This is a genomic window from Alteromonas sp. ABH4_452, assembly GCF_056311825.1.
Genome location: NZ_CM149973.1, coordinates 4,181,689 through 4,205,410 on the forward strand (window position 1 = coordinate 4,181,689; position 23,722 = coordinate 4,205,410).

Annotated in this window: 16 protein-coding genes and 1 riboswitch; of the genes, 5 read left to right on the forward strand and 11 right to left on the reverse strand. The window is 45.6% G+C overall.

What is annotated here, in order from left to right; translation table 11 throughout:
* Nucleotides 1–132: 132 nt before the first annotated feature.
* The 5 genes from ccoG to ACYX4N_RS17940 all read left to right on the forward strand — a co-directional run bounded on the left by ccoG (nucleotide 133) and on the right by ACYX4N_RS17940 (nucleotide 6,599).
* Nucleotides 133–1,563 carry a cytochrome c oxidase accessory protein CcoG gene (gene ccoG, locus ACYX4N_RS17920; RefSeq protein WP_474808736.1) on the forward strand — a complete coding sequence of 477 codons (1,431 nt, stop codon included), beginning with the start codon at nucleotides 133–135 and terminating at the stop codon, nucleotides 1,561–1,563.
* A complete protein-coding gene (locus ACYX4N_RS17925; RefSeq protein ID WP_474808738.1) occupies nucleotides 1,560–2,543 on the forward strand; it encodes a serine/threonine protein kinase in 984 nt (327 codons plus the stop codon). Before ccoG ends, ACYX4N_RS17925 begins: the two co-directional genes overlap by 4 nt.
* Before the next feature lie 104 nt (nucleotides 2,544–2,647).
* A riboswitch (cobalamin riboswitch) is annotated at nucleotides 2,648–2,911 on the forward strand.
* 91 nt (nucleotides 2,912–3,002) lie between these two features.
* Nucleotides 3,003–4,925, forward strand: a complete 1,923-nt coding sequence (locus tag ACYX4N_RS17930; protein ID WP_476054993.1) for a TonB-dependent receptor plug domain-containing protein — start codon at nucleotides 3,003–3,005, stop codon at nucleotides 4,923–4,925.
* A 363-nt stretch (nucleotides 4,926–5,288) separates the two neighbouring features.
* Nucleotides 5,289–5,921, forward strand: coding sequence for a thiol:disulfide interchange protein DsbA/DsbL (locus ACYX4N_RS17935; RefSeq protein WP_476054994.1), 633 nt, complete (start codon nucleotides 5,289–5,291; stop codon nucleotides 5,919–5,921).
* An 87-nt stretch (nucleotides 5,922–6,008) separates the two neighbouring features.
* Complete coding sequence (locus ACYX4N_RS17940; protein ID WP_476054995.1) at nucleotides 6,009–6,599, forward strand: HD domain-containing protein; 591 nt, start codon at nucleotides 6,009–6,011, stop codon at nucleotides 6,597–6,599.
* A 70-nt stretch (nucleotides 6,600–6,669) separates the two neighbouring features.
* Here the strand turns inward: ACYX4N_RS17940 and ACYX4N_RS17945 are convergent, their stop codons facing one another.
* The 11 genes from ACYX4N_RS17945 to ACYX4N_RS17995 all read right to left on the reverse strand — a co-directional run bounded on the left by ACYX4N_RS17945 (nucleotide 6,670) and on the right by ACYX4N_RS17995 (nucleotide 23,563).
* Nucleotides 6,670–7,890: an alginate export family protein gene (locus ACYX4N_RS17945; protein ID WP_476054996.1), complete on the reverse strand. Its 1,221-nt coding sequence runs from the start codon at nucleotides 7,888–7,890 to the stop codon at nucleotides 6,670–6,672.
* 137 nt (nucleotides 7,891–8,027) lie between these two features.
* A complete protein-coding gene (locus tag ACYX4N_RS17950; RefSeq protein WP_474808744.1) occupies nucleotides 8,028–8,903 on the reverse strand; it encodes an ABC transporter ATP-binding protein in 876 nt (291 codons plus the stop codon).
* A gap of 16 nt (nucleotides 8,904–8,919) precedes the next feature.
* Nucleotides 8,920–9,915, reverse strand: coding sequence for an ABC transporter permease (locus ACYX4N_RS17955; RefSeq protein ID WP_474853610.1), 996 nt, complete (start codon nucleotides 9,913–9,915; stop codon nucleotides 8,920–8,922).
* A gap of 86 nt (nucleotides 9,916–10,001) precedes the next feature.
* Nucleotides 10,002–11,411, reverse strand: coding sequence for a CmpA/NrtA family ABC transporter substrate-binding protein (locus ACYX4N_RS17960; protein WP_476054997.1), 1,410 nt, complete (start codon nucleotides 11,409–11,411; stop codon nucleotides 10,002–10,004).
* Between the two features lie 578 nt (nucleotides 11,412–11,989).
* Nucleotides 11,990–13,306, reverse strand: a complete 1,317-nt coding sequence (locus tag ACYX4N_RS17965) for a methyl-accepting chemotaxis protein (protein WP_476054998.1) — start codon at nucleotides 13,304–13,306, stop codon at nucleotides 11,990–11,992.
* 438 nt (nucleotides 13,307–13,744) lie between these two features.
* The gene (locus tag ACYX4N_RS17970; protein ID WP_476054999.1) at nucleotides 13,745–14,731 is read right to left on the reverse strand and encodes a glycosyl transferase family protein; all 987 of its coding nucleotides are present in this window, start codon (nucleotides 14,729–14,731) and stop codon (nucleotides 13,745–13,747) included.
* Nucleotides 14,715–15,692, reverse strand: coding sequence for a uroporphyrinogen-III C-methyltransferase (gene cobA / locus ACYX4N_RS17975; RefSeq protein ID WP_476055000.1), 978 nt, complete (start codon nucleotides 15,690–15,692; stop codon nucleotides 14,715–14,717). Before cobA ends, ACYX4N_RS17970 begins: the two co-directional genes overlap by 17 nt.
* Nucleotides 15,693–15,704: 12 nt before the next feature.
* Entirely contained in the window at nucleotides 15,705–18,599 is a 2,895-nt protein-coding gene (locus ACYX4N_RS17980; protein WP_476055001.1) for a nitrate reductase, read from the reverse strand.
* A gap of 88 nt (nucleotides 18,600–18,687) precedes the next feature.
* Nucleotides 18,688–19,059 (reverse strand): nitrite reductase small subunit NirD, encoded by a 372-nt coding sequence (gene nirD / locus ACYX4N_RS17985; RefSeq protein ID WP_476055002.1) that lies wholly within the window; start codon nucleotides 19,057–19,059, stop codon nucleotides 18,688–18,690.
* A gap of 77 nt (nucleotides 19,060–19,136) precedes the next feature.
* The gene (gene nirB / locus ACYX4N_RS17990; RefSeq protein WP_476055003.1) at nucleotides 19,137–21,686 is read right to left on the reverse strand and encodes a nitrite reductase large subunit NirB; all 2,550 of its coding nucleotides are present in this window, start codon (nucleotides 21,684–21,686) and stop codon (nucleotides 19,137–19,139) included.
* A gap of 311 nt (nucleotides 21,687–21,997) precedes the next feature.
* Nucleotides 21,998–23,563, reverse strand: coding sequence for a SulP family inorganic anion transporter (locus ACYX4N_RS17995; protein WP_474808761.1), 1,566 nt, complete (start codon nucleotides 23,561–23,563; stop codon nucleotides 21,998–22,000).
* Nucleotides 23,564–23,722 lie beyond the last annotated feature (159 nt).

The window sequence follows — 23,722 nt, forward strand, 5'->3', positions numbered from 1 at the left end:
TCTGAACTTTCAGTATTGACTGAAAGTTTAAAAAGATAGACCATACGCCGCATTATTGATCTATATTAAATATGACGTGTTGAACGCGGTTATACTGCACAAGCAGTTTGTTACGTCACATAAGGTTAAGCTATGAATGAACAAATACCGGTCAAAAACGTAACACCGGTAAAAGTACATAAACCCAAAGGAGCCACAGAGGGTAAACGTCACGACTCCCGTAGCCGTATTTATGTGCGCGCCGTAAAGGGCCCCTTGGAAACGTTTAGACGTTTCTTCGGTCTTTTCTTTTTAGCCCTTTTTGCCATCATTCCATGGATTCAGTACAACGGCCATCAGGCCGTACTGCTTGATATTGGCGAGCAACGTTTTACTATTTTCTCGCTTACCTTGTGGCCTCAAGACCTTACCTTACTGGCCTATATATTCATTGTTTCCGCTTTTGCATTGTTTTTTGTCACCACCTTCGCAGGTAGAGTGTGGTGTGGCTTTATGTGCCCACAAACGACATGGGTATACATATACACATGGTTTGAAGAGAAGTTCGAAGGCCCGCGTAACAAGCGTATAGCGCTAGATGCGCGTAAAATGGATGCAGATAAATTTTTGCGTAAAACGGCGAAGCATACCGCTTGGGTATTGGTAGCCCTATTAACTGCGCTAACCTTTGTCGGCTACTTCACGCCAATTGATGCTCTGTTTGTTGATTTCGTCACATTCGATACCAGTTTCTGGGCAGGGTTTTCTGTTATTTTCTTTGCAGTTTGTACCTACGGGAATGCAGGCTACATGCGTGAAATCATGTGTACCCACATTTGCCCTTATGCACGATTCCAATCTGCCATGTTCGACAAAGATACATTTACCGTATCTTACGATGCAAAACGCGGCGAACAGCGCGGCCCACGCCCTCGAAAGCTCAGTCACGAACAGGTGCAGGAAAAAGGCTTAGGTGACTGCATTGACTGTAATTTATGTGTTCAAGTCTGCCCTACCGGTATTGATATTCGCAACGGCCTTCAATACGAGTGCATCAACTGCGGTGCCTGTGTTGATGCCTGTAATGGCGTAATGGATAAAATGGGCTACCCCAAAGGCTTGATAAGCTTTACCTCAGAGGAAGAACTTGCTGGTGGTAAGACTCACGTTTTTCGACCTAAACTAATTGGTTACTTTGTCGTTCTTCTGGTGATGACGGGTTTGTTGTTCGCCAATATTTGGACACGCAGCCCAACTGAAGTCGACATCATCCGCGACAGAAACTCACTGTACCGCGAGACCAATGAAGGGCTTATTGAAAACGTATATACCATAAAAGTGCTCAACAAAACCCAGCAAGAGCAAACGTATACTATTGCTGTAAAAGGTCTTCCTGACTACGAATACATAGGCGAGCAAGAAGTAACAGTTAAAGGTGGTGCGGTTTACAGTACGCCGATTTCTGTTGCAACGGACGCTTATAATCTGGAAGATACGGTTACCGATATTTTTATCAGTGTAACCACCACTATTGATGGGGAAACGGTTACGGTTGATGAACCAACGAAGTTCCTTTATCGATGACAGATTTTTCTTTTTCTGGGCTTAGCCCAGACACCATATTAGATGCCCTGGAAAGTCAGGGCATTTTTCTTCAAAGCGGCCTGCTAGCGCTCAACAGCTACGAAAACCGCGTTTATCAATTTTTGGCTGAAGACGGTCAGCGCTATGTGGCAAAATTCTATCGCCCAGGTCGATGGACAGATGCGCAAATTCTTGAAGAACACGCGTTTGCTGCAGAGCTAATGGATAACGAAATCCCATTGGCTGCACCTTTAGCTTTAAACGGTAAAACACTCCATCATCATACGGTGGCAGAGACTGACTATCGATTTACGCTATTCCCTTCGGTAGGCGGTAGACAATTTGAAAACGACAACCTTGATCAGCTCGAATGGATGGGGCGTTTTATTGGTCGTATCCATCGCGTTGCGTCAGCTAAAGAGTTTGCAGATCGCCCCTCAATTGACATTGAAAGTTACCTTGATGAGCCCAAACAGGTTCTGTTGCAAAGCACACTGCTACCCGAGCATTTAAAGACGGCCTTTTTTGCCATACTCAATCCAGTTATTGAGGCCACCCAACAAGCGTATAAGCCAACATCGAATATTCGTTTACACGGTGACTGCCATCCAGGCAATATACTATGGCGCGACGGTCCAACCTTCGTTGACTTAGATGACTGCCGTATGGGACCCGCTATTCAAGACTTATGGATGATGTTAAGTGGCGACCGCCAACAGCAGCTTTTGCAGCTAGATACCCTAGTAGAGGCCTACGAAGAATTTCACGAATTCGATACGGCTCAGTTAGCGCTTATCGAACCGCTTAGAGCAATGCGCATGGTGCATTACATGGCGTGGCTTTCTCGTCGGTGGGAAGACCCTGCGTTTCCTCGTGCGTTCCCTTGGTTTGCTGAAGACAAATATTGGGAAGGCCAAATACTTGCCCTTAAAGAACAGCTATCTGCACTCCAAGAGCCCCCGTTGAAACTAGGTTACTGATCCAACTTTTACATCACTTATCAAAGCGCTTTTTCGATATTTTTATACAAATCGAAAAAGCGTAATTTATAAGAAACCGTATTCGCTATCACTTTTTAAGTTCTATATAATCGCGCTGTGTAGGTGCTTTTGTCGCGCTCCATAACTACTACTGTGACAATAGTTAAACGGGAAATCAGTGAAAAGCTGATGCTGCCCCCGCAACGGTAAACTCAACGCATTGTCGTTTTCTTTTCATTCGCCACTGTCTTTTATACGTCAACGCGCTTCAGCGCAATCAGACGCCACTAGATGGGAAGGCAAAAGAGCCATTACCTTATCGGTATTGGCGAGTAAGCCCGGATACCGGCCTGTACTTCATGGTGTCGTTTTTTGCTCCTATTCAAAAGAATAAGTAACAACGTGCACTTTCACTCATCATGTGCTCGGGTGGAGCGCATCAAAGATAATATAAAAACCATGCGTACACATTTTACTAAAGCAGCCCTTAGCGCTGCAGTTATTTCGTGCTTAAGCACATCTGCCTTCGCGCAAACTTCAAACCAAGATATTGAAACGCTAACCGTCACCGGCACCCGTTTACCTATTTCGCTAACTAAACTGCCTGGCTCAGTATCGGTGCTGACTGAAAGCGACATTAAAGCTTCGGGCGCACTTCAACTTACCGAACTAATTCGCGGCCTACCGGGCGTTAGCTTGTCTCAGTCAGGCAGTCCTGGTGGCTTAACAGAGCTGCGCGTGCGCGGCGGTGAAACCAACCATCTACTTGTTTTAATTGATGGTGTTGTTGCCAACGATGTAGGCCAAGGGAGTCTTGTTGACCTTGCTCATCTTACTAGCGCCAACGTAGTGCGCATTGAGCTACTTCGCGGCCCGCAAAGTGCGAGGTGGGGTAGCGGTGCAATTGGTGGTGTACTGAGCATTACCACTAAATCTGGCCAGTTTGCCGACAATGTTTCTCACGTAGATTTTTCAGCTGGCATTGGCTCTCAAGGTACCCTTCAGGGCAGCATGAATGCGCGCTCACAGAGCGATGACGTGGGAGTGTCTGCCTACGCGAGCTATATTAGGACTGACGGAGATAACGTATCTCGCGTTGGTAACGAAGACGATGGCTATGACAATATGACTGCTGGCATAAACCTCAATTATGCCGCCACCACCGAGCACACCTTCATCGCGAATTTACGTACTGTTCAATATGAAAATGACTATGACGGTACTGACTTTGTAATAACCGGCCTTCCCGCTGATACAGATAACGTGACAGATGGCACACAAGTTAGTGCGAAATTAAGATGGGAATTTGCCCCTGAAAACACAGGCTACCGTTCGGCATTAAGTGCACACTATCGTAAAGATGAAAACGATAATACTGAATCGGGTACTGATACAGGCGGCACCACGGGTGAGCGTATTGAATTAAACTGGACCGGTTTTTACACCATCGACAATTGGGATTTTGCAGGCGGCGTTGAATATCTACAGCGCCTTTTTGACCAGCGCGGCCCTATTGTATTTGGCGATCCTAACCAAAAACAACACGACAACACCTACAGCGTATTTGCAGAAACAAACAGTCAGTTTACCGAGTCGCTAACGGCAACATTAAGCGCAAGGTTCGACAACAATAGTGAGTTCGACAATGCCGTAAGTTATCGCGGCGGTTTGACATGGCAACTTAACGACCACTACGCTGTTTTCACAAGCTATGGTAGAGCTGTTAAAACACCAACCTTTACTGAACGCTTTGGTTATTTCCCTGCAAGCTTCATCGGAAACCCTAACCTAGAGCCTGAAACCAGTGAAGAGTGGGAAGTAGGTGTTAAAGCCAACTGGCAATCGCTTTCTGGTCAAATCAGTACCTATACCACCGATCTTGAAGACGAAATTAACGGCTTTGTTTATGTTTCTGACTTAGGTGCGTTCAGTGCGGATAATATCGATGGTGAAAGTTCTCGGGAAGGGATTGATGTAGAGCTAAACTGGGACAGTGGCTATGGGGACCTTACCGCCGCCTACAGCTACCTAGACGCTGAGCAAACTGACAGTGGTATCACAAGCACAGAGTTACGTCGTGCTCGCCATCAAGGCTCGATAACTTATACCACTGACTTTGGTACAGAAAAGTTCAGCTTTTACACCAAGCTGGCCTACACCGGAAGCCGTTACGACACTTTCTTCCCACCATTCCCTGAGCCATCTCAAAGGTTAGCGCTTTCAGCTTATACCCTTGCTACCGTTAACGTAGGTTATCAAATCGACAGTCAGTGGCAGGTATCGTTGAAAGTCGACAATGCATTCGATACCGACTATGAAGATATTGTAGGTTATGCGGGGCAGGAGCGAAGAGCGCTGCTTTCTGTTAACTATACTATGTAGTTAATTTAGGCCAAGCCTAGCAATTCAATCGGCTACACAGTGGTGTAGCCGTTTTTCGTTCAATAGTTTGGCGTATATTTTATTATTGTAGCTTTTGCTTCTACTTATCATCGCCCTTCTTTGCCGCAGGCTTAAACTTCGGCACATTTTTTTATCTCCCCCTACTCTAGCCGTATCAGTAAATGCTATTCATATTCTATTCATGGTAAGAGGTTTATTCTGCGACAATCGCTTATCCCATCGCAGGTAATGTTAACCCCATCGCGTACTAAGACTTTGTTGCGAAACAGGTCCTAGTTAAGCAAACAAGCCTGTGATAATCTCAACATCGATAATCGTTTTTTTAATACAGGATCATAATCCATGAAAAAGTTTGCAGTAATGTTTGTCATGGCAATGCTTTTGCCATTAACAGCTTGCGCTCAAGAGCCGGCGTCTAAATGGAAAGAAGGCACGCACTATACTGTGCTTGATAAAGAAGCCACAGATAAACCCGTAATTACTGAGTACTTCTCGTTTTGGTGCCCTCACTGCTTCCAGTTCGAGCCAATCGTTGCACAAATTAAAGAAAAGAAAAGCGACGGTACTAAGTTCAATAAAGTACACGTAAACTTTATGCGCTTTACTGGCCCAGAAGTTCAGGACGATGCCACTAAAGCTATGCTAATTGCCCGCGCAATGAAGCAAGAAGATGCAATGAATGGTGCTATCTTTAACTATATTCATAAACAGCGCGCGTCTATCACAGGGCTGAAAGACCTTCGCAACATCTTCGTGGTTAATGGCGTAGACGGTGCAGAGTTTGATAAAATGGCTAAGAGCTTCGGCGTTAATAGCATGGTGCGCAAAAACCAACAGCAAATTGATGAGTACCGTGAGCACCTTACAGGTGTGCCTAGCTTTATTATTAACGGTAAATATCAGCCAACGTTTACCGCTGATATGTCATACGATGACATCGCTGACCTTATCGTGTGGTTGTCAGAACAGAAGTAATTGTTTTTTTATCGATTACGCATCACATTTTCCCCCAATAATTGAATGGGCGCTAAGGCGCCCATTTTTACGCCCAGGAGCCCCCGAATGCGAGCAGTAAGCGACTTTGCCGAATTCATTTGTGAACTGGATCAACTTAAAGCGGTTAAGCGCCAGATTACGCTTCCAAGTGATAACTATCGCCAAGAAAACTCCGCAGAGCACAGCTGGCATGTCGCATTAATGGCAAACATGTTAAGTGAATATGCAGCCAAGCCAATTGATATCACGCGAGTTATTCGCATGATCCTTATTCACGATATCGTGGAAATTGACGCTGGCGATATGTTCGCGTTTAACCAGCAAGCCGACCATGACGCGCAAGCTGAGAAGGAACTCGCGGCCGCAAAGCGCATTTTTGGCTTATTGCCAAGCCCACTTGATAGCGAACTGCTCGATTTATGGCTTGAGTTTGAAGCCGCAGAAACCGCCGATGCAGAATTTGCTAAAGCCATGGACCGAGTACTTCCTGTATTTCAAAATATGAAAGACAATGGAGGAAGCTGGAAGCGTCACGGTATTGCAAGAGAGAAAATTGAAGCGCGAAATGCACACTTGAAATCTTGTGCGCCAGCACTGTGGGACTATGTTATGCAGCAGCTAGATATAGCCGTTGAAAAAGGCTGGCTAAGTCAATAACGACTTAGCCAATCAAAGTTTGGTGGAACTATAGCGCTATGTTAGGTCTGAGAGTTAATTCGCATAGCACTTAAAAACGCGTACCAACCCACATCCAAAAGCGATTAGCGTCTACTTTTATATCGCCCGCATCGTAAGTACCGTACTTGATGCCGAAATTGTACTTGCCCGCAAATTTCTTAGTGTATTGAACATTAAATTCGCTACCCAAATCATCCACACCATTGCTGCTGTCGTCAGCGCTGAAATCATGATAAGCCAAAAGCCACTTACCACCGGCTAGGCCGCCAGAAAGTGAAAACTTAAGGTCTTGTAAGCCTTGTGTTGGTGTCCCCAAAAACTGATCGGTCCAACCGTTGAACTTGTGCATAGTAGCAAGAGGTGTAGCAAACCCGTACAGTCCATCATCTGAACCTAGTACTTCATAATCGACTTTAGCGGTTACACCAGAGAAGGTTGCGGCTAGATAGGCATTTAGGTAAGACGCGTCGAAATCAGTGGCTGTTTCTCCTGCGCCAGCTTCGCTCGATTGCGTAGCAAACTCAGCGCCATAAGCCCAATTTATGCTGTCACCTTTCATCTTTCCATCATAGCTTACGCCATACGTATCCAGTGCATTGTCTGTATCATTATCTACTTCTAATAAATACGCGTAGGCCACAAACTTACCTATTTTCGACTTATAAGTAGCGTGAAGGATATGATCTTTTGAATCTAAATCAGCAGCTTCGGCAAAAATACGGTTACGCTTATATAAGTAGCTATAGAAAAGCTCTAGATTGTCAGTTGCCGCATATTTTGCGCTTACGGCATCAAAGGTCTGACGGTCTTGTCTCCAACCAACGTGACCAACAAATCTGTGGTCATCTAGCGTAATAACCTGGCGACCAACCTTGGCGGTAAAGTCATCTGTTTTGTATTGAATAAAGGCTTGGTCAACTTCCGTTGTTTCAGGGTCGGCAATTACCGAGTATTCACCCACATTGAAGCCAGTAGGCCCTACGGTGAACTCATCTTGCCCCATTACAATGCGGCTATCTTCAACTTCGGCGGTAAACGAGAAACCATTAACACTCCCCGAGCTAAAGCCTAAACGGGTACGTAAGGTCAGTGCGCTTGCATCTTCTAGCGCGTTGTCTTGGTCTACGGCCTCATAACGCAAGTTTAGGTCAGCCCATGCCTTTGAGTCACTTAGCGCGGTGTGAATATCAGCAGCAATCGCGCTGCCACCTAGTACTGCCATAACAGAGGCAGCTAACATATTGATGCTTAGTTTTTTAAACGTGTTCATGCGTGTTCCCTATCGGTTTTGATTTTAATTTTTTTATTAGCCAACACTTACCCAGCCAGCATGAAAATGCCGGTTAAAAAGTGAAAGTTATACGTTGTAGGCGGTAAAGCTACCGCCCTTATCAGATGCCGATAGTGCTAGGCAGCATCTGATTTTTTAGTGTCTTTTTTTTCAGATGTCACCCCGCTGGGTTTTGATGATGCGTTGTTAGTACGTGAAGTAACGGTTTCAACCTTCTTCTGTTTGTCGTAAAGGAAGGTTAATACCTCATGTCTGTAGTGGTTATATTGTTTGTTGTCGGCAAGCGCTAATCGGTCGCGCGGGCGAGGCAACTCAATATCTAAGATTTCGCCAATAGTAGCTGCTGGGCCATTGTTCATCATTACGATGCGATCAGATAGCAATACTGCTTCATCCACGTCATGGGTAATCATGATGACGGTATTACCCAAATCAGCATGAATTTCCATTAGCGAGTCTTGAAGGTGAGCACGGGTTAATGCGTCAAGCGCGCCAAACGGTTCGTCCATCAATAACACTTTAGGTTCCATTGCCAGCGCGCGCGCAATACCTACTCGTTGTTTCATACCCCCGGAGATTTCACTTGGCAATTTGTCGAGTGCGTGAGTCATGTGTACAAGCTCTAAGTTGTGCATGATCCATTCGCGCATCTCGCCTTTACTCTTACCTCGCATGGTGGATTTAACGGCCAACTCAACGTTCTTATATACCGTAAGCCAAGGCAATAGCGAATGGTTTTGAAATACTACGGCGCGCTCTGGTCCAGGCTGCTTCACTTCAGCGCCATCTAATATTACGCCTCCTGAAGTTGCTTGGTGTAAACCCGCGATAATATTCAGCACAGTCGATTTTCCGCAGCCAGAGTGACCAATCAATGAAACAAATTCACCTTTGCTAATTTTAAGATTTACATCTTGAAGCGCAGTAAAGGGGCCCTTTGGAGTTGGGAAGTCGATACCTACCTGCTCTAATTCTAAATGTTTAGTATGCATAAATTTCTCCTCAAAATTAGCGTAATACGCTCGACTTATCCCAGCTTACCGCGCGCTGAATTGATAACATTAGACGGTCCAATACAAAGCCGATGACACCGATAGTTAATACTGCCACCATGATTCGGGCTAAGGATTCTGAACTACCGTTTTGAAACTCATCCCAGACAAACTTTCCTAACCCTGGGTTTTGGGCAAGCATTTCTGCTGCTATGAGTACCATCCAACCAATACCAAGCGATAATCGAAGCCCAGTGAATATCATTGGAATTGAAGATGGCAGTACTATTTTCGTAAGGTGAGCAAAAGGTGTAAGACGCAGCACTTTGCTCACGTTGATAAGATCTTTTTCAATATTTGAAACCCCTACGGCAGTGTTAATAAGGGTTGGCCATAGGCAGCAAAGCGAGACCGTGAAAGCAGAAGTAACAAACGACTTTGAAAACGCTGGGTCATCACTGACATAAAGCGCACTTACTACCATAGTGACTAGTGGTAACCATGCTAGTGGCGAAACGGGTTTGAATAATTGAATAAGCGGGTTTATTGCCGTGTAGGCTGATTTGCTTAAACCACACAAAATACCCAATGGAACTGCAACTACTGATGCAATAAAAAACCCAACCATAACGGTGTAGAGGCTGGTCCAAATTTGATCGAAGAACGTGGGCGCACCGGTAAAGTCTCGTATCTTAGGCTTATAAGTAGGGTCTTGCGCCACACGCGCTGCATTTCGTTCTTCCTGACGTTGATAGAAAGCATCTGCCTTTTCACGCTGGGCGACATGCTCGTCTATTAAAGCACCCGCTTGTTCAAAAACTTGTGCAGGGCCTGGAAATTGGCCTAACGATGTATCGATACTTTTTGCAACGCCATTCCAAATGGCCAGAAACATCAGCAAGCCGATTACAGGCAGCAACAACGCAGGCGTGGATTGATATAAACGACTCAATAAAGAGTTTGCGTTTGACGGCGATGATGGAAGGCGAAGAATGGTTGTCATCTTGCTCATTGCTTGCTCCTGATATTTAATGTGCGCTATTGCGCTTTGAATGCCCCGTCTCACCTGAGGGTCGACGAGGCAACTTTACGAGACACTTACAGAACAGTGTCGCCTTTAAGACCAATATCAAATTGCTCTAAGTAAGCGTTAGGCTTGCTTCCATCAAACGTTACGCCATCAATAAACTCGCTCTGAGGCGGCTTATAACCTGTTTCCGTTCCAAACTCAGGGAAATCAGATGCCTTTGCTTTACCCTCAGCGATAAGCGCTTTAGCAGCTTGGGCATAAACTTCTGGCTTGTAGACCTTTTTGGCCGTTTCCTTGTACCAATCGTCAGACTTAGCTTCTGAAATTTGTCCCCAGCGGCGCATTTGTGTGAGATACCAAATTGCATCACTGTAGTACGGGTAAGTAGCGTTGTAGCGGAAGAACACATTGAAGTCTGGCACGTCACGCTTGTCGCCTTTTTCGTATTCAAAGGTGCCCGTCATGCTGTTAGCCAGTACGTCTTCGTCTGCGCCAACGTAGTTGCTTTTAGCAAGAATTTTTACTGCTTCAGGACGATTAGCATTGTCGTTTTCATCCAACCACATTGCTGCACGAATTAAGGCTTTTACCACGCGTATGTGAGTATTTGGATACTTGTCAGCCCAACCTTGGCTTACACCAAACACTTTTTCAGGGTTGTTTTTCCAGATCTCATAATCGGTAATTACAGGTACACCGATACCTTTAAATACCGCTTGTTGGTTCCATGGTTCACCTACGCAGTAGCCATAAATAGTGCCTGCTTCCATAGTCGCTGGCATTTGTGGTGGTGGCGTTACAGACAATAGTGCTTGTGCATCGATTTGGCCTGCGGTATCACCTTTGTGAGGGGCGTAATAACCTGGGTGAATGCCACCTGCTGCTAGCCAATAACGCAGCTCGTAGTTGTGGGTAGAAACAGGAAATACCATGCCCATATTGAAAGGTTTACCGGCGTTGCGGTATTCATCAACAACCGGTTTAAGATAATCAGCTTTGATTGGGTGTACAGGCTTGCCATCTTCCTGTGGAATGTACGCCTTCATTTTCTCCCAAATCTCGTTTGATACGGTAATGCCATTTCCGTTTAGGTCCATGCTAAACGCAGTAACTACATGGGATTCCGTACCAAAGCCAATAGTCGCGCCAAGCGGTTGACCTGCAAGCATGTGAGCGCCATCTAGCTGGCCATCAATAACCCGGTCTAGCAGCACTTTCCAGTTTGCTTGCGCTTCTAATGTGACGTATAGCCCTTCATCTTCGAAAAAGCCTTTTTCATACGCCACAGCAAGCGGCGCCATATCAGTCAGTTTAATAAAACCAAACTTCAGTTCTTCTTTCTCTGGCCATCCTACTGCGGGCGCTTGTGCTGAAACAGATGTTGAAAATGTTGCTACAGAAACGACAAGTGCAGCACAAACGCTCGCGCCCACCGTTCTAAAGCGTTTTAGTAATGATGTTGTCTTTAACCCAGTCATACGTGTTCCTCGTAGCCAAAAAAAAACCCACCAGCTATAGACATTTACATGTCTAGCACGGTGGGCTTCGTTGCCGTGTTAGTAACATCGGAGTAATTACTAACGCATCAAGTTGTTATTGGTAAGTCAGGAATTCCCGCTCACACACCTCATCTTAAAGGGAGGTTATAAAAAAGCTTTAGCTTAATAAAACCATCTTTTCTTATTATTATCATTTGCCATAAATGCTGGAGAAGTTGGAGCTTCCTTACCGTTCTCCACTGATTCCTAATAATTTTTCTTATTCACACTATGGAAAATGTTGTGCATTACACGATGCATAAGCAGTCGTGTCGCATTCGCAGCCTTGTACGGCAACGTTGTTTTGCACGTATGTATTTGCAGTCAACGTGCCAAAAATTTAACCGTATGATTTTTAAAGAAATACTGAAAAATATAGCTAGGCACTTACAGCCTAAAGAAAGGTTTTGTGCACCAAAACGGGGGAGGTGTTCAACCATGGTGCGAGCAAACAAGCACCACGATTGAGTATATTTAAACGTATAAACACGCCCAACACGAATGGTAGGCGCTCTGATCTATAGACGTTTCGTGAACTGTCCGATAGCGTTAACTACCTCATTCGCTCCACTTTGAATTTCACCCATCGCGTTACCTGATTGCGTTGAATATTCTAATGCATCGCGGGCTTTTTCCTGTCCTGCTTCAATAAGCTGAACGGCATTTTCAGTAAGTTTTCTGTTCTCTACAACAACGTTGACTATTTCTTCTGTAGCACTGCTTGTTCGTGAAGCTAACTGCCTTACCTCATCGGCAACAACAGCAAACCCTCGACCTTGGTCACCTGCGCGAGCGGCTTCAATAGCGGCGTTAAGCGCGAGCAAATTGGTTTGATCAGCAATTCCACTGATACTTTGTACCAAATCGGCAACTTTTTGTGATTGCTCATCGAGGTCTTTGATGCCTTCGCTCGCATTGCCCATTTGAGTGGTGAGCTCATTCATTGCTTTCACTGTGGCATTAAGCACTTCATTACCTTTGCGGGCTTGCTCTCCTGTCTCTTGCGAGATATTAAATGCCACATTAGCCGCTTCAGAAATTGCAAACTCACGCTGCATTTGCTCAGTAATGACGGTGGCAAACTTAACGACTTTATAAAGGTTTCCGTCTTCATTTCTAATTGGGTTATACGACGCTTCTAACCAAACTTCGTTGCCCCGGCTATCTATTCGCTTAAACCTACCTGATTCTAATTTCCCTTCAGCTAAGTCCCGCCAGAAATGTTTATATTCTTCTGAATTAGCTTCTTGTTCGGTACAAAACATTCTGTGATGCTTACCTTCTATCTGCTCTAGGGAGTACCCCATACCTTTAAGAAAGTTGTCATTCGCTGTTATTATCGTTCCATCTAAATTGAACTCAATCACAGCAGATGAGCGGTGGAGCGCAGCAATCATATCGCGCAGTTCGTTGCTAAAAGTGATGTTTCGCGTTTGTTCTGCCATGTAGAAGGCGATATATTTTACGTTACCGTTCGCGTCATCAACGGGCTGCACAATACCGCGTACCCACATTTCTTGACCTTTCGCATCTAAAAAACTGACTGCTCCATGCCAATGACGATGCGTTTTAATCGCACCGAGCATATCCTGTCCAGCAGGTTTTCTAAGCGCACTTTGGCTCATCAATCTCTCTAGAGACTTTCCCTCTAATTCACCTATTGAGTAACCAGTTGCCTGAGAACACAAGTCGTTGATAGCATTAACCCTACCGTCAGGGTTTAATTCTATATAAAGCATCTCTTCGCGCAGCTCCTCCTGAACTGTTTGATATGCCTCAATCTCCTTTTTCAAACGTAAGTTTTCAGCTATTACCTCTTTATTTTTGAAAAACATCCTCTGCTCCTGATGAACTAAGCGCGCTTATTCGTCAGCCTGTAACCCTTCGGCGATGCAGCACATTTGAAATAGTACGTGCTCCGTCACTCGCAATTACGGTTAGTATCAGGAACGATAAGCTAATTTTTTTCGGTTTTGATTAAAGATAGCAGAGGAAATCGAGATTATTAGGGATCAACAAAAATAAAAGCATTAATATTTGTTGGTCAATGAAAAATCTTACCCTGTGAACCAGAACAAGCAAACTCTGGGATTGCTCAGCCTCTCTTTACGGAAGTGATGTATATACGCAGCGATTAAGACAATACGACGATTGGCAATTTTTCGTCAATCTAAAAGCTTTTTATGCTCTGATAAATTCCATGTTTAAGCTGGTAGTTCGCGATCAAATAAGCGTGGTCTCTAGTAAAGAAAATGGTCAACACAACCAAGTCATTAGAATGGCGATGCGTTCTTATCTCGCTGCGCCCAAAGCTGTCGTGCTTGCGATAAGGCATCTGCAACATCACAACTTTGTAGAAGCACTAGATAGCTGGCAAGTGTGCTTAAAATAGCCTGTTCACCGTAAAGGCTGTTCGCTTCACCCTTCCACACGTCGAGCATATCGTCTACGTTCATATCTTTGTCTTTTAGCGCCCACTTGTCAGCAACCACCGGCATTATTACTTCGTCAGTTTTACCATTACGGGTAATGAAAAGTTCGGTTTCTCGTTCTCCGTTAACCTCGGGGTCGCCACCATCGCCGCGAAAACAAAGGGCGTTTATTGACGGGTAATTTTCATTAACGCGACAATGCTTATGGTCAAGGTGCATGTGGTAAACCCCCTGCACACAAAATTCTGCGCTGGTGGGGTTCAATAGCCTGGCTAGGGTGTTGGCACAAGAGCGTAGCCCAAACACTTCGCGTAGCTTGATGATGGTATCCAGCGAAGGTAATAAGTAAGATAAATCGAGATAGGTTACGCTTTTATCAGCAATCTGCTGGTTTGCCTCAGCGATACTGGTGACTTCAGGTAGTCCCAACTTTGGCAATGCTATACTTGCATAAAGACGACCCGAACCGGGTTCATGGGCACCGTGAAGCATAATGGAATAACCGTTTTTGGCTAGTACGGCTACGGCCAGTAAGTACCAAGGAAGCTGACGACGTTTTCCTGCATAACACCCAATATCTAACGTTGGGGTAAGTGTCTTAACCTCTGGCTCAATCAATTCTCGACATGCATCAACAAAACCAATTACTTCTTTTGGTGTTTCTTCACGGGTGCGAAGTAACATAAGAAATGCGCCCCGTTGATCGCCGGTCACTTCATTGGCCAATACCATTTTCATGGCATGATAAGCTTCATCACGGGTGAGGCTACGCCCCCCTTTTTGACCCTTACCAATAATCTTTATGTATTCGCTAAATGGTTGCTGCATGCTCGGATGAATGTAGTAGAAGAGTATTTACCTGTTGACGAGACTCTACCACCTTTCCAAATATAAGTAACGTAGGCCCCGTTAAATTTGCTGCTTCTACCTTGCTATGAATATCAGCAAGCACGCCAGTGATTACGCGCTGTTGAGGCGAAGTGGCATTTTCAATTGCCGCTACTGGCCATGTGGTTGGCACCTTGTGATGAATCAAGCCTTTGCATAGCCCTTCAAGTCGGCTTAGCCCCATATAAACCACCATGGTTTGCTTCAATACATTTTGCGCCATGGGTGCCATTTCTGGCCATTGATCCACGTCCTTAAAATGTGCGGTCATAAAGCTCACCGACTGAGCACAACGCCTGTCGGTTAAAGGGATCCCCGTATAGGCTGACACACCCGATGCCGCTGTAATACCAGGCACAATAGCAAAAGGAATGTTAGCTTTTGTTAGCGCATCGGTTTCTTCACAGGTTCTCGCAAACAAGGCCGGGTCACCGCCTTTTAGTCGCACCACGGTATGACCCAAACTGGCAAGTTCAACCACTCGCTTGCAAATAGCGTCTTGGGTAAAACTATGCTTCTTACAGCGCTTTCCTACGTACTCTTTCGCTACGCTAGATGGAATGAGCGAAAGAATATCTTCGCTTACAAGTGCGTCAAACAATACCACATCGGCTTGCTGTAAAAGGCGAAGCGCTTTTAAGGTAAGTAGCTCTGCATCGCCAGGACCTGCGCCTACAATAAATACTTGGCCCTGCTGTTGACGCTCATCGCCAAGGTTTGCTGTTTTCAGCCACTTGTTGAGGTGCGAATACTTAGCTAATGATTTAAAAGTGTCATTACGCTTACGAGTTGCCGAAGCCTTATTCGAAGTTGCATCGCGATAAAAAAGATTAGACAGAGGTTTCTGCTGTTTGAATAAGGTGCGCAAAAACGGTAAAGACCAACTAGATGCAATTGACATAATTTAACGCTCCTAAACAGATTGGGTTTCTATAACTAAATGCTTGTCTATAAGCTCGGACAAGGCGGGCTTGCAAGAACCACAGTTAGTGCCGCATTTTAACTGTTTACCAAGTTCGCTTACCGATGAACAGCCTTTGGTGATGGCATCTGTAATCGTCTTTTCACGTACTTCAAAACAGCTACAAACTACATCGCCTTTTAGAAATGCGTCATCCACTTGTCCTCGTAATAAATTGCGTTGTGACTCAGTGGAAATCGCCGTATTTAATAGGCTGGCAAGCCACGCATTTGGTACTGACCAAGTGCTTTTTGTCTGTGCCGCCACATGAGCCGAGCCTGTTTTTTCTGGCTCATCGCCCAGAAATGCGGCGAAGCACAGTAGGTCATCGACAAGCGCAAGGCATACTGAAAAAGTGTGATGGTGAAACTGTAATAGCACCGCGTTTTGCGGTAACTGTGGTATCAAGCTTTGAGTAAATTCTCGACGTTCTTTGTTCGACGCTACGTTTAATACTGATAGTGCTTCTTCAGAACTACTTCCGCTTGATGTAGCGCCTTCGGCCTCAAGCGGTGTTTTATTCCAGTAATCACACACTTTCTTTAGCGCTTCTTGATTATCGATGCTGGGATTATCGATGTTTGTTTTGGAGTCGTGTGACGACTGTATCTTTGATGATAAAAAAAGTTTCCCATACGTAGCGTAACGTACAGGTGCAATAGCCACTGCAGCGTGTTTTAGTTCGGGCTGTCCTGAAATCGGGTCTACCGCGCTCGCGTAAAGTGCGCCTAGCTTACTGTGAGAACCCCATTGCGACGACCAGTGTATGGGTATAAACACTTCCCCTTTGCGCATATCAGTATCCGTTTTTACCGGATAGATAACATGGGCATCTTTACACACTGCACTTGTCAAAGAGACAAGGTCATTATTTGCAACACCCAACTCAGCAGCATCTTTAGGGTTTATATAGACAGAGGCGCTCGGCATATGGGCCAGTAACTTTGCGGCCTTACCCGTGCGCGTCATGGTATGCCATTGATCTCGAGCTCGACCGCTGTTAACGACAAAAGGGTATGCATCTGAAGTAACCTGCAGTGGAGCTTTATAGGTTACGGGAATGAGTTTAGCCTTACCGCTAGGCGTCGAAAACTGCTTATCTTCAAAAGGACGCTTACTGATAAGGTTGGGCTTAGTGTTTGCGTTAAGCTTGGTACCGGATGAGGGAGTATTCAAAACCGCGCTCTGAAAAGGCCACTGGATAGGTGATAGAGCGTTGTACTGCGCTTCACTTAGCATTTGCAAAGGTGATAAGTCTAACTGGCGTTTGCCATTATTGTGATAGCCAGTTAAGCCAGCGTATTCGCAGAATATTTGCGACGGATGAGTAAAGCTAAATGCCTCGTCAAAACCCATTTTAGCCGCCACGTCGCACATAATTTGCCAATCGTGTTTTGCACTTCCAGGCGGGTGCAATATGCCCCGCTGACGTGATATACGGCGCTCTGAATTCGTCACTGTACCGTCTTTTTCTGACCATCCCGAGGCAGGAAGGGCAATGTGGGCGTAGTTAAGCGTATCATTCGATTTAACAATATCAGACACTACGACCATCTCGCACTTTGAAAGTGCGCGCTCAACTTGGCCTCGGTTGGGCATACTGACAACAGGGTTAGTCCCCATTATCCAAACGAATTTAACCTTTCCACTTTCTATTGCGTTAAAGAGGTCTACAGCTTTAAGCCCCTGCCCTTTGGGCATAACGGGTGCGTCCCAGTAGGTTTTTACTGCTTCGATATGCTCTGGGTTTTCTAAATCCATGTGGGCAGCTAGCATGTTAGCTAGCCCGCCTACTTCACGCCCCCCCATGGCATTAGGCTGACCTGTGATGGAAAACGGACCACAACCGTCTTTGGCAATCAAGTCTGTAGCTAGGTGGCAGTTAATAATGGCTTGGGCTTTATCTACGCCAGCGGAAGACTGATTAACGCCCATAGAATAAAAAGTAATGGCGCTAGATACTTCACAGAATGCGTCGAAAAAAGCCTTAACCTTGGTTTTTTCTATATCGCATACGCTAGCCACGTCATCCAGCGTTAAGCCACTTGCACTTTCAAGCGCTTCATCAAGCCCCTCGGCATAGGTTTCGACGGTGGTTCTATCTATTCTACCTTGTGCGTCTGCATAGCTAAGTAAGCCATTAAACAGCGCAACATCGCTACCTGGTTTTATAGGAAGGTGTAAGTCGGCTATCGTACAGGTTTCAGTTTTGCGCGGGTCGACAACGATGACCTTCATATTTGGGTTTTTAAGCTTAGCTCGCTGAATGCGCTGAAAAAGCACAGGATGGGCCCACGCCGTATTACTTCCCGTAATTACCAATAAATCTGTACACTCTAAGTCGGTGTAATCGCAAGGCACCACGTCTTCACCAAAGGCGCGCTTATAAGCAGCTACGGCTGATGACATGCAAAGACGAGAGTTGGTATCGATATTGGCACTGCCGATATAACCTTTCATAAGCTTATTGGCAATGTAGTAGTCTTCAGTAAGAAGCTGGCCTGATACATAAAAAGCAACGGCATCCGCGCCATACTGCGCAATGGTAGATGTGATCTTATCCGCAATCACATCGGTGGCAGTGTCCCAATCCACCGATTGACCTGCTATGGCTGGGTGAAGCAAACGCCCATTTAGGTCGTTTGTTTCAAGCAGGTTTGTTCCTTTAACACACAATCTTCCATAATTGGCGGGATGCTCTGGCGTGCCTTTAACAGTGTCCAGGGTTGTGGCACGCTTGCTTACGTTGCAACTGATATCTACACCACACCCTACGCCGCAGTATGGGCATGTTGTTTGTCTTAATTGTTCAGACATCATTTCGGGTTGCCGTCTAGCCATATTCATTTCATTACCTTTTTCGATTTCGAAGTAACTGAATGCGTTTTTGCAAGAAGGCTTTATTCATGTGGGCATTCAAATACTGGCAGTTCGCTTAAACGCCTACAAATACCTTCTCACCCTCTACTTTCACAGGGTAAGCCGTGACGAATACGTCATCGTGTTCTTTACACAGCCCGGTTTCCAAAAAGTAATGCTCTTTGTACAACGGCGAAGCGACAACCGGCGCACCGCCTAACGACCCCAAAAGGCCGCGATAAAGCACATTTGCTTTACCAATAGGATCGTAGTTACTAATGGCGAAAACCTTTGTTTCGCCCTTTATTTTCAAGCAGAAAAGCGCTACTTGCTTTGAGTCGACAAGGGCGCAAACGCCGCTGTTTGTCACTAGGTCCTTCGTCTCACAAACATAGTGCCATTGCACTTGCTGAGGTTCTGACGCCATTACATTTTGCGCTGCTGACATAATTTGATTCTCCTAACAAGGTTGATAAGCCAGTGGCTACACCATTAAATCAGTGGCTACACCATTAATTTTGTGAACTACACCATAGAGACGGGAATAAACTGATCTTTCCCTGCTACTTTTTCAGCTTCAGTTGCTGGACGAACCTGCCCTCGCTCTGAAACAAACTGAATATTGGTGTCGCTGGCACTACTGTTCACAAATTGACGGAAACGCTTACGAGATTCAGGGTCTTCAATCGTGGTTTTCCACTCACATTGATAAGCGTCGACTACAGCATCCATCTGTGCTTCAAGCTCACCATTAATGCCAAGAGCATCGTTAATCACAACGTCTTGCAAGTAAGCTAACCCACCTTCTAGGTTGTCCATCCACACCGATGTACGCTGTAAGCGGTCGGCCGTTTTCACATAAAACATCAGCACGCGGTCGATGTATTTAATTAGCGTTTCCGTATCTAGGTCGGTGGCAAATAGGTCGGCATGTCGCGGCTTCATTCCGCCATTACCGCAAACGTAAAGGTTCCAACCTTGCTCGGTAGCAATAACACCAATGTCTTTACTTTGGGCTTCTGCACACTCACGGGTACAACCCGATACGGCAAATTTGATTTTGTGCGGTGCACGTAAGCCTTTGTATCGATTTTCTAAATCAATAGCCGTGCCTACTGAGTCCTGCACACCGTAGCGACACCATGTACTTCCCACGCACGATTTCACTGTACGCAGCGCTTTCGCATACGCGTGACCGGTTTCAAACCCACCGGCTACTAGCTTTTCCCAGATATCAGGTAAGTGCTCTACGCGCGCGCCAAATAAATCGATGCGCTGACCACCCGTGATCTTGGTGTACAAGTTGTACTCTTTTGCCACTTCACCGAGCAGAATCAACTTCTCAGGCGTTATTTCGCCACCAGGCACACGCGGTACAACCGAATAAGTACCGTCTTTTTGCATGTTGCCAAGATAGATGTCGTTGGTGTCTTGCAGGGGTAGGTGTGAAGCTTTTAGGATGTAGTCGTTATAGACTGATGCCAGAATAGAACCCACAGCAGGCTTACAAATTTCACAACCTAAACCTTCACCATACTGTTCAAGTAGTTCGTCGAAGGTGCGAATGCTGTTAACTTTAACAATGTGAAACAGTTCTTGTCGGGTGTAATTGAAGTGCTCACAAATCGCTTTTGATACTTCCACACCTCGCTTTTCAAGCTCGCTATCTACTACATTTTTAAGCAACGCAGCGCATCCACCACAACCAGTACTGGCTTTAGTTTCACCTTTTACATCGCCAACGCTGCAACAGCCACCTTCAATAGCTGAAACAATGTCGCCCTTAGTCACGTTTAGGCATGAACAAATAGAGGCTGTGTCTGGAAGTGCATCGGCACCTAATGCTGGTGCAGCATCAGAAGATGGCAAAATCAGGCTTTCTGGGTGTTCAGGTAATTCGATATTATTAAGCGCATACTGTAGGAGCGTGTCGTAGTCACTGGTATCACCTACAAGGACCGCACCAAGTACGAGCTTTTGTTCGCTATCTACTACCAGCTTTTTATACACGCCTTCAGGCTGATTTAAGTATGTGTAGCTAAGGGCACCTTCTGTGCGTTCATGCGCATCGCCAATAGAACCCACTTCTACGCCCATTAGTTTGAGTTTGGTACTCATGTCTGCGCCAGCGAACTCGGCATCGCCACCTGTTATATGACTTACTGCCGTGCGCGCCATGGTATAACCAGGTGCAACCAAGCCAAAGATTTTGTTATCCCAAAGCGCACATTCACCCACAGCGTAAATGTTTGGGTCAGACGTCACGCAGTGGTTATCAATGACGATACCGCCGCGCTCACCTAGTGTTAGCGCTGATTTTCTACCGAGCTGATCGGAAGGTCGAATACCAGCAGAAAATAAAATCATGTCAGTTTCTAGCGCAGTGCCGTCTGCAAATACCATTTTATAGCGGCATGTATCACCAGCTTCGATAGTTTGGGTTGCTTTTTGGGTATGAACGGTTACGCCTAAATCTTCAATTTTGTCTTTAAGCACTGTCCCACCGGCTTGGTCTAGCTGCACTGCCATTAGCTGTGGTGCGAATTCAACCACGTGAGTATCTAGCCCAGCTTGCTTTAAGGCATTCGCCGCTTCTAAACCTAGAAGACCGCCGCCAACGACAACGCCTACCTTGCTCACCGCTGCTGACGCTTCAATAGCGAGCAGATCGTCTATGGTGCGGTACACTAAGCAATGCTCTTGGTCGTTCCCGGGAATGGGAGGCACGAAAGGATAAGAACCGGTGGCAAGAACCAGCTTATCGTAATTGAACACCTGCCCTTCTGAAGTCGTGACTTTATTATTGTCACGGTCTATATCCGTCACCAAGGCATTGGTGACTACGTTTACGCCCCATTCGGCGTACTGAGCGGGTGTAGTAAGCGCTAGGTCATCAGCACTAGCGCCACTAAAAAATGATGACAGATAAACGCGGTCGTATGCGAGGCGAGACTCGCCACATAAAACGGTTATTTCTACATTGGCATCGCTTTGGTGAAGCTGCTCAACAAAATGATGCCCCACCATGCCGTTGCCTACGACGACAATTTGCGTTTTTGAGTCCAATGAAGTCATGATATTCCCCTTTTTTCGGGACAAAAAAAAGCCCGCTTCAACTTTCGTTGATGCGGGCTTCGTTGCCTATTTTGCCAACGGTTTAGGTCGGCTAACACATTTTACGGAGTGTTATAAATCACACAATTTTCAGCGATTGACACAAATCACCAAAACACACTTTACGTTTATAGCTATCCAAGTTCAGTGCCAAAACCGTAAATAATTGTTTTTATTTGATTTACTAAAAAATAAGCATTATTCAGACTTCACAACTGCACCAAACAAACGCAAAACTGTGTTTACTTGGTGCATTAAGGCTTTCAAATAACTTAGGCCAGCTTATCCGTAGCTACTCGATAGCGAGGGTCTTCAACTACGTTAATTTCAACAAATTTGTCGGCCTTGCGAAGCAGTGAGCGACACTCATCGCTGATATGACGAATGTGTAGCTTCTTACCTTGCTCTTCGTATTTATCGGCAAGGGTATCTAGTGCGTCGATACCTGATGAATCCCAGATACGAGAGTCTTTAAAATCGATAACTACATCTTGTGGGTCGTTAGCGATATCAAACAAGTCTTTAAAATGCGATACCGAGCCAAAGAAAAGCGGGCCGTCTAGTTCATAGACTTTCCAGCCGTCGTTATCAATGTGCGACTTCGCTTCGATATGACGGGCGTGTTTCCATGCAAACACAAGGGCAGAAACGATAACACCGACAACCACCGCAATGGCAAGGTCAGCAATAACCGTAACGCCTGTCACTAGAAATAGTACAAAGGCATCTTCTTTGTTTACGCCGCGAATAATTCTGAATGACGCCCACTCAAAGGTAGCGATTACCACTACGAACATTACGCCAACAAGAGCAGCAAGCGGGATCATTTCAATAAGCGGTGCTGCAAATAGAATGAAGCCCAATAGTACAAGTGCGGCAGTAATACCAGATAAGCGACCACGGCCGCCAGAGTTTATATTGATCATGCTTTGACCAATCATGGCACAACCGCCCATACCGCCAAAGAAACCGTTAACGGTATTTGCAACGCCCTGGCCAACACACTCTTTATTACCGCGACCACGGGTATCGGTCATCTCATCAATTAATGAAAGGGTAAGGAGCGATTCAATAAGACCAACCAAGCAAAGAATCACTGAGGTTGGTAGTACTATCATGAAGGTTTCCCAGGTGAACGGCACCATAGGAATAGCAAAGCTAGGAAGCTCACCCGCTAGCGTTGCGGTATCGCGCTGGTCAGCCGGTAACAGGTCACGAACAAAGTCGATTACCGTACGTGCTTCTAAGTCGAGGCCGTGTACTAATGCTGTTACCGTAACAATCGCTACTAGCGACGCAGGAACAGCCTTCGTGAGCTTAGGCAGTAAATAGATAATGGCCATGGTTAACGCCACGAGCCCTAGCATCCAGTACAGCAGCGTACCTTCCATCCACTGCAGCTCTCCAGCAGCGTTAGTCACTTTAAACTGGCCTAACTGAGCTAAGAAAATAACGATTGCAAGACCGTTTACAAAGCCAAGCATTACCGGATATGGCACTAAACGAATAAACTTACCGAGCTTGAATATACCGCACATGATCTGCAGCAAGCCGGCTAAAATAACCGCTGCGAATAGATATTGCACACCGTGTTGGGCAACCAGTGCCACCATTACAACGGCCATGGCGCCGGTAGCACCAGAAATCATTCCAGGGCGACCGCCAATAGCAGACGTAATCAACCCCATCATAAAGGCCGCGTATAGACCTATCATTGGTTCTACGCCGGCTACAAATGCAAATGCGACGGCTTCAGGGACCAGGGCAAGTGCCACTGTAATACCTGATAGCACATCGTTCTTAACGTTGCTGTCTTTACTGGTAATTAAATCGAACATGTTCTCTCAGAAGCTAAGATGTTAAACACAACAACCCACCGTGGCGTAAACCGCGTGATAGCAGTACACCAAGTAGGCAGGATAATTTTTCGGCGATTCTATCACCATTGCAGCTTAAAATCTTTTAATAGATTGTTACGAGTGTATAAACACAGGTCA

Excerpts from the sequence above, each read along its gene's own strand:
- ccoG (WP_474808736.1), top strand. The coding sequence starts at position 133 with ATGAATGAACAAATACCGGTCAAAAACGTAACACCGGTAAAAGTACAT.
- ACYX4N_RS17925 (WP_474808738.1), top strand. The coding sequence starts at position 1,560 with ATGACAGATTTTTCTTTTTCTGGGCTTAGCCCAGACACCATATTAGAT.
- ACYX4N_RS17930 (WP_476054993.1), top strand. The coding sequence starts at position 3,003 with ATGCGTACACATTTTACTAAAGCAGCCCTTAGCGCTGCAGTTATTTCG.
- ACYX4N_RS17935 (WP_476054994.1), top strand. The coding sequence starts at position 5,289 with ATGAAAAAGTTTGCAGTAATGTTTGTCATGGCAATGCTTTTGCCATTA.
- ACYX4N_RS17940 (WP_476054995.1), top strand. The coding sequence starts at position 6,009 with ATGCGAGCAGTAAGCGACTTTGCCGAATTCATTTGTGAACTGGATCAA.
- ACYX4N_RS17945 (WP_476054996.1), bottom strand. The coding sequence starts at position 7,890 with ATGAACACGTTTAAAAAACTAAGCATCAATATGTTAGCTGCCTCTGTT.
- ACYX4N_RS17950 (WP_474808744.1), bottom strand. The coding sequence starts at position 8,903 with ATGCATACTAAACATTTAGAATTAGAGCAGGTAGGTATCGACTTCCCA.
- ACYX4N_RS17955 (WP_474853610.1), bottom strand. The coding sequence starts at position 9,915 with ATGAGCAAGATGACAACCATTCTTCGCCTTCCATCATCGCCGTCAAAC.
- ACYX4N_RS17960 (WP_476054997.1), bottom strand. The coding sequence starts at position 11,411 with ATGACTGGGTTAAAGACAACATCATTACTAAAACGCTTTAGAACGGTG.
- ACYX4N_RS17965 (WP_476054998.1), bottom strand. The coding sequence starts at position 13,306 with ATGTTTTTCAAAAATAAAGAGGTAATAGCTGAAAACTTACGTTTGAAA.
- ACYX4N_RS17970 (WP_476054999.1), bottom strand. The coding sequence starts at position 14,731 with ATGCAGCAACCATTTAGCGAATACATAAAGATTATTGGTAAGGGTCAA.
- cobA (WP_476055000.1), bottom strand. The coding sequence starts at position 15,692 with ATGTCAATTGCATCTAGTTGGTCTTTACCGTTTTTGCGCACCTTATTC.
- ACYX4N_RS17980 (WP_476055001.1), bottom strand. The coding sequence starts at position 18,599 with ATGAATATGGCTAGACGGCAACCCGAAATGATGTCTGAACAATTAAGA.
- nirD (WP_476055002.1), bottom strand. The coding sequence starts at position 19,059 with ATGTCAGCAGCGCAAAATGTAATGGCGTCAGAACCTCAGCAAGTGCAA.
- nirB (WP_476055003.1), bottom strand. The coding sequence starts at position 21,686 with ATGACTTCATTGGACTCAAAAACGCAAATTGTCGTCGTAGGCAACGGC.
- ACYX4N_RS17995 (WP_474808761.1), bottom strand. The coding sequence starts at position 23,563 with ATGTTCGATTTAATTACCAGTAAAGACAGCAACGTTAAGAACGATGTG.